This is a genomic window from Cupriavidus sp. Agwp_2 (genome assembly GCF_040784895.1).
In the GTDB taxonomy this organism is placed as follows: Bacteria; Pseudomonadota; Gammaproteobacteria; order Burkholderiales; family Burkholderiaceae; genus Cupriavidus.
In genome coordinates this window covers 2,532,848-2,545,717 of record NZ_CP088084.1, presented here as the reverse complement: position 1 = coordinate 2,545,717, position 12,870 = coordinate 2,532,848, and the positions used below count along the sequence as shown (strand labels likewise).

The following is a 12,870-nucleotide window of genomic DNA, read 5'->3' as shown; positions in this document are numbered from 1 at the left end:
TGCCGACGGTTTGCTCCCCTCTCCCGCGCGGGAGAGGGGAGCCTATGCTGAGGGTGGTGGTGGAAACTAGCGTTTCAGATCGCGCCGACCGGCTGTTCGTGCGTGACCTTGGGCCGCATATCCACCACGCGCCGTGCCTTGCCAACCGTGGTGCGCTCGATCCCGTCGGCCGCCACCACCTGCACGCGCGTGGTCACGCCGACATAGGTCTTGATCTGGTCTTTCAGGTCACGCTCCAGCGCCGCCCGGTCGTCCGCCGACAGCGACGCGGACCGCTCCGGCCGCGCCTCGACCCGCACCTCCAGCTTGTCCAGGTGCCCGTCGCGCGTCACCACCAGCTGGTACTGCGGCGCCAGCGCCGGCGCCTTCAGGATCAGTTCTTCGATCTGCGACGGGAACACGTTGACGCCTCGGATAATCAGCATGTCGTCCGAGCGCCCGGTGATCTTGCCGATCCGCCGCATCGACCGCGAAGTCGGCGGCAGCAGGCGTGTCAGGTCGCGCGTGCGGTAGCGGATCACCGGCAGCGCTTCCTTGGTCAGGGAGGTGAACACCAGCTCGCCCTCGGAGCCGTCCGGCAACACCTCGCCGGTCACCGGGTCGATGATCTCGGCGTAGAAATGGTCTTCCCAGATCACCGGGCCATCCTTGCTCTCGATGCATTCGCACGCCACGCCCGGCCCCATCACCTCGGACAGGCCGTAGATGTCCACCGCGTCGATGCCAGCACGCGCCTCGATCTCCGCGCGCATCGCGTCGGTCCACGGCTCCGCGCCGAAGATGCCGACCTTCAGCGAGCTTTCGGATGGGTCCATGCCCTGGCGCTCCATCTCCTCGATCAGGTTCAGCATGTACGACGGCGTCACCATGATGATGTTGGGCTGGAACTCGCGGATCAGCTGTACCTGTTTCTCGGTCTGTCCGCCCGACATGGGGATCACCGTGCAGCCCGCCTTCTCGGCGCCGTAGTGCGCGCCCAGCCCGCCGGTGAACAGGCCATAGCCATAGCTGACATGGACCAGGTCCCCGGCGCGGCCCCCGGCGGCGCGGATCGACCGCGCCACCACGCTCGCCCAGGTATCGATATCCTTCGCGGTATAGCCGACCACGGTCGGCTTGCCGGTGGTGCCGCTCGACGCATGCACGCGGGCCACCTGCTCGCGTGGCACCGCGAACATGCCGAAGGGGTAGTTGTCGCGCAGGTCCTGCTTGGTCAGGAACGGGAATTTCGACAGGTCCGACAGCGACTTCAGGTCGTCCGGATGCACCCCCGCTGCCTGGAACGCCTCGCGGTAATGCGGCACGTTGTCATAGGCATGGCGCACGCTCCATTTGAGCCGTTGCAGCTGCAGCGCCTGCAGTTCGTCGCGGCTGGCGCGCTCGATCGGCTCCAGCTCATTGGGGTTAGGGATGCGTTGCACCATTGTCTACTCCATCTCGTTATGATGGCGCCGCGTGCGAGGGGGCCGGCGCCGGGGTACTGCAAGCCTTGTGATCAGATCAGATATGCGAGCGGCTCTGGACCACGCGGAAGCGGTTGGCGACGAAGGCGGCGTCCGACAGCGAAGCGTTCGCGGCGGGGTTGGCACCCGTGGCGTGGAAATCGCTGAACGCGGCCGACTGGTTGACGAACACGCCGCCGGTCAGGTTGAGCGACAGCGCCACGCCGGCGTCTTCCGCGGCATCGCGGATGCTTTCAGTCACGCCAGCATCGGTGGTGTAGGCCGATAGCGTCAGCGCGCCGTGCTCCTTCGCGCCGCGGTGCGCCAGTTCAATGCTGTGCGCGGTGCTGTCGGTCGCCACGACAAAGGAGATCGGGCCGAACAGTTCCTGCATGATCTTCGCTTCGTCCTTGGCATCGACCTTCAGCACCAGCGGCGTGCGGATGCGCGCGCCCGGAAACTCCGGATGCTCCAGCACGCGGCTGTCGGCAACGATTTCGCCCAGCGCGCGCGACGCTTCGATCCGTTCCACCACACCCTCGTTCTGGATCGCGCCGATCAGTTCCACCGCCTTGGCCGGATCCGCGGTCAGCTTGCCGACCGCCTCGCCGATCGCCGCGGCAACCTGGTCGAAGCCGACGCGCCCTTCCGGCGTATCGATGCCGTCCTTCGGCACGTAGATGTTCTGCGGCGCCGTGCACATCTGGCCCGAGTACAGCGACAGCGAGAAGGCGATATTGCGCACCATGCCCTTGAAGTCGGCGGTCGAGTCAATGACGATCTGGTTGACGCCAGCCTTCTCGGTGTACACCTGCGCCTGGTGCGCGTTGCGCTCCAGCCAGTCGCCGTTGGCGGTGCTGCCGGTGAAGTCGATCAGGCGCACTTCCGGGCGCAGCGCCAGCTTCGACGCCATGCGTTCGCTCGGGTCGTTGGCCACCAGCGTGACGATATTCGGGTCGAAGCCGGCTTCTTCCAGCACTTCGCGTGCCACCTCGACGGTGATCGCCAGCGGCAGGATCGCGCCCGGGTGCGGCTTGACCACCACCGCATTGCCGGTCGCCAGGCTGGCGAACAGGCCGGGATAGCCGTTCCAGGTCGGGAAGGTGCAGCAGCCGATCACCAGGCCCACGCCGCGCGGCACCACGCTGTAGCGCTTTTCCATGCGCAGCGGTTCGTTCTTGCCTTGCGGCTTTTCCCACGTGGCTTGCTTCGGGATGCGGCGCAGTTCGTCCCAGGCATAGGCCACGGCTTCCAGGCCACGGTCCTGTGCGTGCGGGCCGCCCGCCTGGAAGGCCATCATGAAGGCCTGGCCGGTGGTGTGCATGACGGCGTAGGCGATCTCGAAGCTGCGGCGGTTCAGGCGCTGCAGGATCTCCAGCGATACACCGACCCACGCTTCCGGGCCTGCCTTGCGCCAGGCAGGCATGCCCCTGGCAACGCCGGCAAAGAGCTGGTCAAGGTCGGGCCTGGGGTAGGTGACGCCCAGCTCCGGGCCGTAAGGCGAGACTTCCTTGCCGGCCTGGCCGACGGTGCCCGGCTGCGACAGCGCGAAGGGCTGGTTCAGGCGGGCTTCGAAGGCGGCCTTGCCGTCGGTGTTGGCGGTTTCGCCATAGACCCTGGGGCTCGGCATTTCAGTGAACGGGCTCCAGTAGCCGCGCGTGGCGATGGCTTGGGTGGCTTGTTCCAGCAGCGCCTGGTGGCGTTCGAAAAACGGATGGGACACGGCTTGCTCCGGGGGCGAAATTGAATCTGGGTATTGGGGATGGCAGGAAACGATGGCAGGAAACGATGGCAGAAAGCGCTTCAGGTGCTTCAGGTTTCCTGGTCGAAGTCGATCACCAGCTTGTCGCTGACGGCGTAGCTCTGGCAGCTGAGGATGAAGCCGCGCGCGACTTCGTAGTCTTCCAGCGCGAAATTGACGTCCATGTCGACCTCGCCTTCGATTCGCTTGCAGCGGCAGGTCGAGCAGACCCCGCCCTTGCACGAGTACGGCAGCTCGATGCCCTGCGCCAGCGCGGCGTCGAGCACGGTTTCCTTGTTCTTTTCCAGCGTGAAGGAACGGGTGCGGCCGTCCTGGATCACGGTCACTTCGCACTGCTGCTGGCCGACCTGCTTGTGCGCATGCGCGGCGGGCCGCGCCGACGGGATGCTGGTGGCAAACAGCTCGCGCTTGATGCGGGTCTTGTCGACGCCGTTGTCGAGCAGCGCCTGCGAGACTTCTTCCATCATCGAGTGCGGGCCGCAGATAAAGGCAACGTCGATATCCTGCGGCTTGACCCAGTGCTTGAGCAGCGCGTTGACCTTGTCGCCGTCGATGCGGCCGTTGAACAGGTCGATGTCGAGCTGCTCGCGGCTAAGCACGAACACCAGGTTGAAGCGCTGCAGGTAGGTGTCCTTCAGGTCTTCCAGCTCTTCCTTGAACAGCACCGACGACGACGCGCGGTTGCCGTAGAACAGCGTGAAGCGGCTGTCCGGCTCCGCCTGCAACGTGGTCTTGATGATCGACAGCATCGGCGTGATGCCGCTGCCGGCGGCGAACGCGACGTAGTGCTTCGCATGCGTGGCGGACAGCGGCACGTGGAAATGGCCCGACGGCGCCATCACTTCCAGTTTCATGCCGGGCTGCAGCTGCTCGTTGGCCCAGTTGGAGAACAGCCCGCCGTCGACGCGCTTGATCGCCACGCGCAGCTGTTCGTCCTGCACCGCCGAGCAGATCGAATACGAGCGGCGCACGTCCTCGCCATCGATGCCGGTGCGCAGCGTCAGGTGCTGGCCCTGCACGTAGCGGTAGGTGTCGGACAGTTCGTCCGGGACGGTGAAGGTCACGGCCACCGCGTCGCGGGTTTCGCGCGTGACCGAGGCCACCGTCAGTTCATGGAATTTGCTCATCTCCCCACCTTTCCTTCTCAGTGAGCCTTGAAGTAGTCGAACGGCTCTTTGCAGTCGCCGCAGCGGTACAGCGCCTTGCACGCGGTCGACCCGAACTGGCTGACCAGCCGCGTATGGCGCGAGCCGCAGTGCGGGCAGGCCACCACCAGAGCAGGCGATGCCTTCCGGCTGATGCCGCTGATGTCGATCACCTGCTGCGCCGGAGGCGCAATGCCGTAGCCGCTCAGGCTGGCCTTGCCGCGCGGCGTCATCCAGTCGGTCGTCCAGGCTGGCGCCAGACGGGTCTGCACGCGCACGTTGTTCACGCCGCGTGCGGCCAGCGCATTTTCGATGCCGGTACGGATCATCGTCATGGCCGGGCAGCCGGAATAGGTCGGCGTGATGGTGACGACACAGGTGCCATCCAGCCAGGCCACGTCGCGCACGATGCCGAGATCGACCACGGAAATCACCGGAATTTCAGGATCGGGAACGGTATCGAGCCACGACCAGACCTGTTCGAGTGCGGGGCGTGACAGCGCTTGCGCGGTCATGATGCTCACCACTGCGCGCCGGGATAGGCGCGCTGCAGGAACTGCATTTCGGCCAGGAGGTAGCCGAGGTGTTCGGTATGACGGCCGTGGCGGCCGCCGCTCTGCGCCCACTGGCCGGCGGGCATGCGCAGCCTGGCTTCTTCCAGGACCTCGCCGACATGGCGCTGCCATGGCTCAGCCAGCTTCGCAGGATCGGGGATCACGCCTTCGCGCACCAGTGCGGCCTCGGCCGCATCGGCCTCGAACAATTCGCCGGTGAACATCCACAGGTCGTCGAAGGCATCCTGCATGCGGCGATGGCTTTCCTCGGTGCCATCGCCCAGGCGCACCACCAGGTCGGCGCTGCGGCGCACGTGGTAGGTGACTTCCTTGAGCGACTTGGCGGCGATCTCTGCGATGCGCGCATCGGTCGAACGCTGCAGCGCTTCGAGCTGGAAGTAGTGCCACGTATCGAACAGGAACTGGCGCGCCAGCGTATCGGCATAGCTGCCGTTGGGCTGCTCCACCAGCAGCAGGTTGCGGAACTGGTGCGCGTCGCGCAGGTAGGCGAGCTGGTCGGCGGTGCGGCCGGCGCCCTCCACTTCGGCGGCATAGCCCAGCCACAGGCGGGTCTGGCCGACCAGGTCGAGCGCGACGTTGGTCAGCGCGATGTCCTCTTCCAGCGCGGGGCCATGGCCGCACCATTCCGACAGGCGCTGGCCAAGCACCAGCGTGGAATCGCCAAGGCGCAGCAAAAATTCGAGCTTGTTGTCCATGGTCCGGGCCGTATCAGATGTGCTTGACCGCTTCCGGCATCGGGAAGAACGTCGGGTGGCGGTAGACCTTGCTGTTGGCGGGTTCGAACAGCGGGCCCTTGTCGCCGGGGCTGCTGGCCATCACGTCGCCGGCCTTCACCACCCAGACGCTGACGCCTTCATTGCGGCGCGTGTAGACGTCGCGGGCGTTGTTGATCGCCATTTCGCCGTCCGGCGCGTGCAGGCTGCCCACGTGCTTGTGGGCCAGGCCGTGCTGGCTGCGGATAAAGATCTCCCAAAGCGGCCACTCTTTCATGGCAACCTCCTGTGTAAAGCGAATCGATGTAGGGGCGGCGCGCTGCGCCGCGGGGATCAGGCTGCGGCTTGCTGCGCCTGCGGGGCCTGCTTTTGGGCGTGGGCCACCAGCGCGTCGCGGAACCATGCGCCGTCGTCCCAGGCCTTGACGCGGGTGCGCAGGCGGTCGCGGTTGCACGGGCCGTTGCCCTGGATCACGTTGTAGAACTCGGACCAGTCGATCTCGCCGAAGTCATGGTGGCCGCGTTCCGCGTTCCACTTCAATTCGGGATCGGGAATGGTCAGGCCGAGGTATTCGGCCTGCGGCACGGTCTGGTCGACCATCTTCTGGCGCAGCTCGTCGTTGGAGAACAGCTTGATGCGCCATTGCATCGATTGCGCGCTGTTGGGCGAATCGCCGTCGGACGGGCCGAACATCATCAGCGCGGGCCACCACCAGCGATTGAGCGCGTCCTGCGCCATCTGCTTCTGCTCGGGCGTGCCGTTGCACAGCTTCAGCAGGATGTCGTAGCCCTGGCGCTGGTGGAACGACTCTTCCTTGCACACGCGCACCATGGCGCGCGCATACGGGCCGTACGAGCAGCGACACAGCGGCACCTGGTTGATGATGGCCGAGCCATCGACCAGCCAGCCGATCATGCCGATATCGGCCCAGGACAGCGTGGGGTAATTGAAGATGCTGGAATACTTGGCCTTGCCCGAATGCAGATCGCCCAGCATCTGGTCGCGCGACACGCCCAGCGTTTCCGCCGCGCTGTACAGATAGAGGCCGTGGCCGGCTTCGTCCTGGATCTTGGCCAGCAGCACGGCCTTGCGCTCCAGCGTGGGCGCACGGGTAACCCAGTTTCCTTCCGGCAGCTGGCCGACGATTTCAGAATGCGCGTGCTGCGAGATCTGGCGGACCAGGGTCTTGCGGTAAGCCTCGGGCATCCAGTCCTTGGCCTCGATCTTGATCCCTTCGTCCACACGTGCCTGGAACGCGCGTTCCTGCGGGTCCATCTCTTCCATCGCGCGGAGCCTTGTTGCTCCCGTCTCCACCAGCTGTGCGTACATGCCTGCTCCGCTTTTGTAGGGGTCCCGCTCGGGGTCTTGATTTGCGTCAATTGCGTCAGTTGCAATGCATGGTAGTGATACAATTTGATTCAAGCAATCGACGAATGTGTATCACTTTCAGGACCCGCGATGGCGACCTCCCCTGACGCAGAACAGCCCTCCCCGCGCATCGCCCGGCTGGCGCGCGGCCTCAAGCTGGGCGCCAACTCCCTGCTGGTGACGCTGTACGGCGACCTGGTGGCGCCGCGGCCGCAGGCGGTGTGGCTGGGGAGCCTGATCCGCCTCGCGGCGCCATTCGGCATCAATGACCGGCTGGTGCGCACGGCCACTTTCCGCCTGACTGCAGACGACTGGCTGGCCGCCACCAGGATCGGGCGGCGCAGCTACTACGGACTGTCGGAAGCCGGCCTGCAACGCGTGTTGCACGCCGGCAAGCGCATCTATGCGGGCGAAGCGCAGGAGTGGGATGGCCGCTGGACGCTGGTGATGGTGCGCGGTGACGTTCGCGCCACTGTGCGGCAGAAGCTGAAGCGGGAATTGCTGTGGGAGGGCTTTGGCGCGATCGCGCCGGGGGTGATGGCGCATCCCAATGCGGACCTTGGGTCGCTGCGCGAGATCATCCAGTCAGCGCGTGCGCAGGACTATGTGGCGGTGATGGAGGCGAGCAGCCTGGAGGCGTTCTCGCTGCGGCCGCTGCAGGCGCTGATGCACCAGACGTTCAAGCTGGGCGACGTGGCCGACGCGTGGCAGGCCTTGTTGAGACGCTTTTCACCGCTGGCCGATGAAGCGGCGGAGTTGGCGCCAGTGGATGCCTTCTTCGTGCGGACGCTGCTGGTGCATGAATACCGGCGCGTGCTGCTGCGCGATCCCAACCTGCCGGAGGCGCTGCTGCCGCAGGACTGGCCGGGGCGGACGGCGCGGGGAATGTGCAGCGGGATATATGGGGCGTTATTAGAGGCGAGCGAGAAGTACCTGCATGGGGTGGTGGAGGTGGCGGATGGAGGGCTGGCCGATGCGTCGAATAAATTGCGCAGGCGGTTCAAGCACGCCTGACACCCCCACGCAGCCCCGCGGTTTGCTCCCCTCTCCCGCGCGCGGGAGAGGGGCGCGTTTGCGAGGGGTGGTGGTACTAGCGCAGGCCTCCGCTTCAGTACGTCTCCAGATGCAGCCGCCCGTCCCGCCTCAGCCCTTCAGCGAGCGATTCCCAATGCAATCCCGCCTGCTGCGCCACGTCCCGCAGCGCCAGCACCACGCCCTCCTCCATGCTCTTCAGCCCGCAGACATAGAAGTACGTATCCGGTGAAGCCAGCAGCGCCGCGAGATCCGCCGCGCGCTCGCGCATCAGGTCCTGCACATAGCGCTTGGGGCTCCCCGGCGTGCGCGAGAACGCCAGGTTGATGTCGATGAAATCCTTGGGCAAGTTCTGCAGCGGCCCGAAGTACGGCAACTCTTCCTTGCTGCGCGCGCCAAAGAACAGCATCAGCTTGCCGCCATCGAACCTGCCGGCCTTGCGCAAGCGGCGACGCCATTCCGTCATCGCCCGCATCGGCGCGCTGCCGGTGCCCGTGCAGATCATCACGATATTCGAGCGCGGGTGGTTGGGCATCAGGAAGCTGGCGCCGAACGGTCCGATCACTTCCACCTTTTCGCCCACCTTCAGGTCGCACATGTAGTTCGATCCGACGCCGCGCACGGGATTGCCGTGGTGGTCCTGCAGCACGCGCTTGATGGTCAGCGACAGGTTGTTGTAGCCCGGCCGCTCGCCGTTGCGCGCGCTGGCGATGGAGTACTGGCGCGCGTGGTGCGGCCGGCCGCTGGCGTCGGTGCCCGGCGGCACGATGCCAATCGACTGGCCCTCAAGCACCGGGAACGGCGTCGCGCCGAAGTCCAGCACGATGTGGTGCGTGTCGTATTCACGGCCGACATCGGTCACGCGCACATTGCCGGTCACCGTGGCGGTAATGGTCTTGTGCGCGGACTTGGCGCCATAGACATTGGTGTAGGCATGGGCGGCGGACCACGGCGGTACGGTGGCGCCGTAGCGCGCGCTGTTAAAGGCATCTTCGCCGGTGCCGGCAAGCGGCGACGTGGCGGGAATCTCCGGCGCCGCGGCCTGCGTCCCGGCGCCGGGTGCCAGGTCGGCCAGCTGCTCGGGCGAGAGCTCTGCGGGCAGCGTGTCCCAGGTCAGCTGCTCTTCGATGCTGTAGACGCGCAGCTTCGGCATGTCGCGCCAGTTGTCGATCGAGCCGGTCGGACACGGGGAAATGCAGGCCATGCACAGGTTGCACTTGTCGGCATCGACCACGTAGTTGCGCGAATCGTGCGTGATCGCGCCCACCGGGCAGGTGGCTTCGCAGGTGTTGCAGCGGATGCAGATCTCGGGATCGATCAGGTGCTGCTTGATGACTTGAATTTCTGCCATGTCCATGGCGGTCTCCGCAGGATGAGTGGCGCTCGGGGTAAGGGTCGTTGATGCGGCCGCACTCGATCGAGGCGCCTGCCCTCTCCCCGGCCCCTCTCCCGCAAGCGGGAGAGGGGAGCAAACAGGGAGCGATTGTCAGACCGTGGCTCAGTTAAAGCGCACGTACTCGAAATCCACCGGCTGGCGGTTGATGCCCATGACCGGCGGCGCGATCCAGTTGGCGAACTTGCCCGGCTCGACCACGCGGCCCATCAGGCTGGCGACAAAGGCGCGGTCGCCTTCGGTGGGCAGCCACTGGTCGCGGAAGTCGCGCCATTCGGCGTCGGAGACCACGCGGCCATCCGGCGACACTTTCACGCCTGCGAGCGCGCCGATATTGCGGTGGAAGGCCTTGTGCGGCACCTTCAGGCGGAACGGGATGCCGGCCTTCTCGATGACCTTGTTCCAGCGCTCGACGCCGCCCATGCTGTCCTTGATGTAGTCGTCGCGCAGCACTTCGTTGAGCGCGTTGAGCATCGGCACTTCCTTCTCCGTCAGCTGGCCGTTCTGCGCCTGCAGGATGCGGTAGGTCTGGCCCTTGAGCACGTGGTCGTCCATGCGCTTGCCTTCTTCGTAGCGGCCCTTGAGGCCGGTGCTGTAGAAGGTAGCGGCGTTGCTCGACTCATCGGCGCCGAACAGGTCGATGGTGACGCTGTAGTGGAAGTTCAGGTAGCGCTGCAGGGTCGGCAGGTCGATCACGCCGGCCGCGCGCAGCCTGGCGGGATCGTCGGTCTTCAGTTCGTTCATCACCTGGCAGGTGCGCTGGATCACGCGCGACACGCCGGACTCGCCCACGAACATATGGTGCGCCTCCTCGGTCAGCATGAACCGGGTGGTGCGTGCCAGCGGGTCGAAGGCGCTTTCCGCGAGCGCGCACAGCTGGAACTTGCCGTCGCGGTCGGTGAAGTAGGTGAACATGAAGAACGACAGCCAGTCAGGCGTCTGCTCGTTGAACGCCTGCAGGATGCGCGGGTTGTCCTCCTGGCCGCTGCGGCGCTCCAGCAGCGCTTCGCCCTCTTCACGGCCATCGCGGCCGAAGTACTTGTGCAGCAGGTAGACCATCGCCCACAGGTGGCGGCCCTCTTCCACGTTGACCTGGAACAGGTTGCGCAGGTCGTACATGCTGGGCGCGGTCAGGCCCAGGTGGCGCTGCTGCTCGACCGATGCCGGCTCGGTATCGCCCTGCGTGACGATGATGCGGCGCAGGTTGGCGCGGTACTCGCCCGGCACGTCCTGCCACGCGTCCTCGCCCTTGTGGTCGCCGAAATGGATCTTGCGGTTGGCCTCGGCCGGGTTCAGGAAAATGCCCCAGCGGTAGTCCGGCATCTTGACGTGGCCGAAGTGGGCCCAGCCCTGCGGATCGACGCTGATCGCGGTGCGCAGGTAGATGTCATGGCTGTGCGAACCTTCCGGGCCCATGTCGTTCCACCAGCTCAGGTAGTTGGGCTGCCACTGCTCGAGCGCGCGCTGCAGGGTGCGGTCTTCGCTCAGGTTGACGTTGTTGGGGATCTTGTCGCTGTAGTTGATGCCGGACATGCTGGTCTCCGTTCTGCGGGCGATTTGGGACGGTTCGGTTGTCGTTCGTACGAGGTGAGTGCGGGATCAGACGCGGTTCCAGTCGAAGGCGGCCTTGTCGCCCTTGCCATAGACCTTGAGCGCACCCTTGTCCCCGACGGCGTTGGGGCGCTGGAAGATCCAGTTCTGCCACGCGGTCAGGCGGCCGAAGATGCGGGTGAACATGTTCTCCTGGCCGTTGAAGCGCAGGTTGGCTTCCATGCCGGTGAGCGCGTCGGGCGACATCGCCACGCGTTCTTCCAGCGCGATGCGCACTTCGTCGGTCCAGTCGATATCGTCGGGGTTGGCGGTGACCAGGCCCAGCGCCCAGGCGGCATCGGCATCGAGCGGCTGGCCGGCCCTGGCGCGCACGGCATCCAGTGCGGGCTGCTCGTCGTAGAAGCGCCGTCCCAGCCGGCTCTGGCCGGTGGCCATCGGGTACAGGCCGAAGTTGACTTCCGCGACAGTGATCTTCGGCGCGCGCGCCTCGTCGTCGGGCAGCGCCAGGTGGTAGCTGCGGTCGCAGGCCAGCGCCAGTTCCAGGAAGGTGCCGGCAAAGCAGGAATCCGGCTCGATCAGCGCGAACAGGCTGCGCGACGACACATCCAGGCGGCTCAGCGTGCGGCGCAGCAGGCCGATGGTCTCGCGCACCAGCCAATGGTCCTTGTGCGCCAGCAGCGTGGCGTCGGTGGCCAGCACCGCGGCGGCGTTGCCGGCAGTCTTGATCAGCCAGGTGCCGATATCCAGCTCGTTGGTGCGCATCGACAGGATTGCGTCTTCCAGTTCGCGCGCCAGTTGCAGCGGGTACCAGTTGGCGCCGGCTTGCACGATGTCATCGATGTGCCGCGGCTGCGTGCCCGTCGGCGCCTTCACCGTGAAGGTAGCGGTGCGGCCGGCGCGGTCAATTTCCACGGTCACATGCGTATAGCGCAGCGCATCGGCGTCGGTGGCGCGCTCGATCGGCGCGAGCGCCACGCCCTGCGCATCGGCCGGACGGTCGCTCTGCGCGGCCAGCGCCAGCGCGCGCTCCTGCACCTTCTGCGCGAACACGGCCGGCTTGGCGATATCGTCGACCAGGCGCCAGTCCTTGGCGCGCTGGCCGCGCACGCCCTCGGTGGTGGTGCAGAAGATATCGGCCAGGTCATGGCGCACGTGGCGCTTGTCGGTCACGCGGGTCAGGCCGCCAGTGCCCGGCAGCACGCCCAGCAGCGGCACTTCGGGCAGGCTGACGGCCGACGAGCGGTCATCCACCAGCAGGATTTCGTCGCAGGCCAGCGCCAGTTCATAGCCGCCGCCGGCGCAGGCACCGTTGACCGCGGCCAGGAACTTCAGGCCGCTGTGCTGCGACGAGTCCTCGATGCCGTTGCGGGTCTCGTTGGTGAACTTGCAGAAGTTGACCTTCCACGCGTGGCTGCTGACGCCAAGCATGAAGATGTTGGCGCCCGAACAGAAGACCTTGTCCTTGCCGCTGGTGACGACCACGGTACGCACTTCCGGGTGCTCGAAGCGGATGCGGTTGAGCGCATCGTTCAGCTCGATATCGACGCCGAGGTCGTAGCTGTTCAGCTTGAGCTTGTAGCCCGGGCGCAGGCCCGCGTTCTCATCGATATCTACCGCCAGCGTGGCGACAGGGCCTTCGAACTTCAGCTTCAGGTGCTTGTACTGGGCGGGGGTGGTCTGGTATTCGACGCGGGGGGCGGTGGTCACGGCGGTGTCTCCTCGGTGGAACTGCACCATAGTGCATGAGCAGGAATCTGTTGAGAAGAAATATAATTCATCAACCGGATTTCTTGCAAGAACTATTGTGCAGATTTTTGCGAGTATGACGGTCGCGCCACCTACCCGCCCTGGCGGTGTCGCTGGCGCCATCCCGCAAACAAGAACGGCGG

11 protein-coding genes are annotated in these 12,870 nt (G+C 65.9%); 1 reads left to right on the top strand and 10 read right to left on the bottom strand.

What is annotated here, in order from left to right:
• Positions 1–74 precede the first annotated feature (74 nt).
• From paaK to paaA, 7 genes are all read right to left on the bottom strand, one after another.
• Entirely contained in the window at positions 75–1,424 is a 1,350-nt protein-coding gene (gene paaK / locus LPA45_RS29255; RefSeq protein WP_317923360.1) for a phenylacetate--CoA ligase PaaK, read from the bottom strand.
• Between the two features lie 76 nt (positions 1,425–1,500).
• Entirely contained in the window at positions 1,501–3,165 is a 1,665-nt protein-coding gene (gene paaN / locus LPA45_RS29250; RefSeq protein WP_317923361.1) for a phenylacetic acid degradation protein PaaN, read from the bottom strand.
• A gap of 89 nt (positions 3,166–3,254) precedes the next feature.
• Entirely contained in the window at positions 3,255–4,331 is a 1,077-nt protein-coding gene (gene paaE / locus LPA45_RS29245) for a 1,2-phenylacetyl-CoA epoxidase subunit PaaE (protein WP_116319538.1), read from the bottom strand.
• Between the two features lie 17 nt (positions 4,332–4,348).
• Positions 4,349–4,864, bottom strand: a complete 516-nt coding sequence (paaD, locus tag LPA45_RS29240) for a 1,2-phenylacetyl-CoA epoxidase subunit PaaD (RefSeq protein WP_116319621.1) — start codon at positions 4,862–4,864, stop codon at positions 4,349–4,351.
• Between the two features lie 5 nt (positions 4,865–4,869).
• Positions 4,870–5,619 carry a 1,2-phenylacetyl-CoA epoxidase subunit PaaC gene (gene paaC, locus LPA45_RS29235; RefSeq protein ID WP_116319537.1) on the bottom strand — a complete coding sequence of 250 codons (750 nt, stop codon included), beginning with the start codon at positions 5,617–5,619 and terminating at the stop codon, positions 4,870–4,872.
• A gap of 13 nt (positions 5,620–5,632) precedes the next feature.
• Positions 5,633–5,914: a 1,2-phenylacetyl-CoA epoxidase subunit PaaB gene (gene paaB, locus LPA45_RS29230; RefSeq protein WP_116319536.1), complete on the bottom strand. Its 282-nt coding sequence runs from the start codon at positions 5,912–5,914 to the stop codon at positions 5,633–5,635.
• Positions 5,915–5,970: 56 nt separating this feature from the next.
• Entirely contained in the window at positions 5,971–6,966 is a 996-nt protein-coding gene (gene paaA, locus LPA45_RS29225; protein WP_116319535.1) for a 1,2-phenylacetyl-CoA epoxidase subunit PaaA, read from the bottom strand.
• A gap of 129 nt (positions 6,967–7,095) precedes the next feature.
• On the opposite strand from paaA, the gene paaX reads away from it, so the two are divergent.
• Positions 7,096–8,019: a phenylacetic acid degradation operon negative regulatory protein PaaX gene (paaX, locus tag LPA45_RS29220; RefSeq protein ID WP_317923365.1), complete on the top strand. Its 924-nt coding sequence runs from the start codon at positions 7,096–7,098 to the stop codon at positions 8,017–8,019.
• A gap of 94 nt (positions 8,020–8,113) precedes the next feature.
• On the opposite strand, the gene boxA is transcribed toward paaX, so the two are convergent.
• The 3 genes from boxA to boxC all read right to left on the bottom strand — a co-directional run bounded on the left by boxA (position 8,114) and on the right by boxC (position 12,688).
• Complete coding sequence (gene boxA, locus LPA45_RS29215; RefSeq protein ID WP_317923367.1) at positions 8,114–9,394, bottom strand: benzoyl-CoA 2,3-epoxidase subunit BoxA; 1,281 nt, start codon at positions 9,392–9,394, stop codon at positions 8,114–8,116.
• 141 nt (positions 9,395–9,535) lie between these two features.
• Positions 9,536–10,963 carry a benzoyl-CoA 2,3-epoxidase subunit BoxB gene (gene boxB / locus LPA45_RS29210; RefSeq protein ID WP_116319532.1) on the bottom strand — a complete coding sequence of 476 codons (1,428 nt, stop codon included), beginning with the start codon at positions 10,961–10,963 and terminating at the stop codon, positions 9,536–9,538.
• 66 nt (positions 10,964–11,029) lie between these two features.
• Positions 11,030–12,688, bottom strand: a complete 1,659-nt coding sequence (gene boxC / locus LPA45_RS29205; RefSeq protein WP_317923369.1) for a 2,3-epoxybenzoyl-CoA dihydrolase — start codon at positions 12,686–12,688, stop codon at positions 11,030–11,032.
• Between the last annotated feature and the right edge of the window lie 182 nt (positions 12,689–12,870).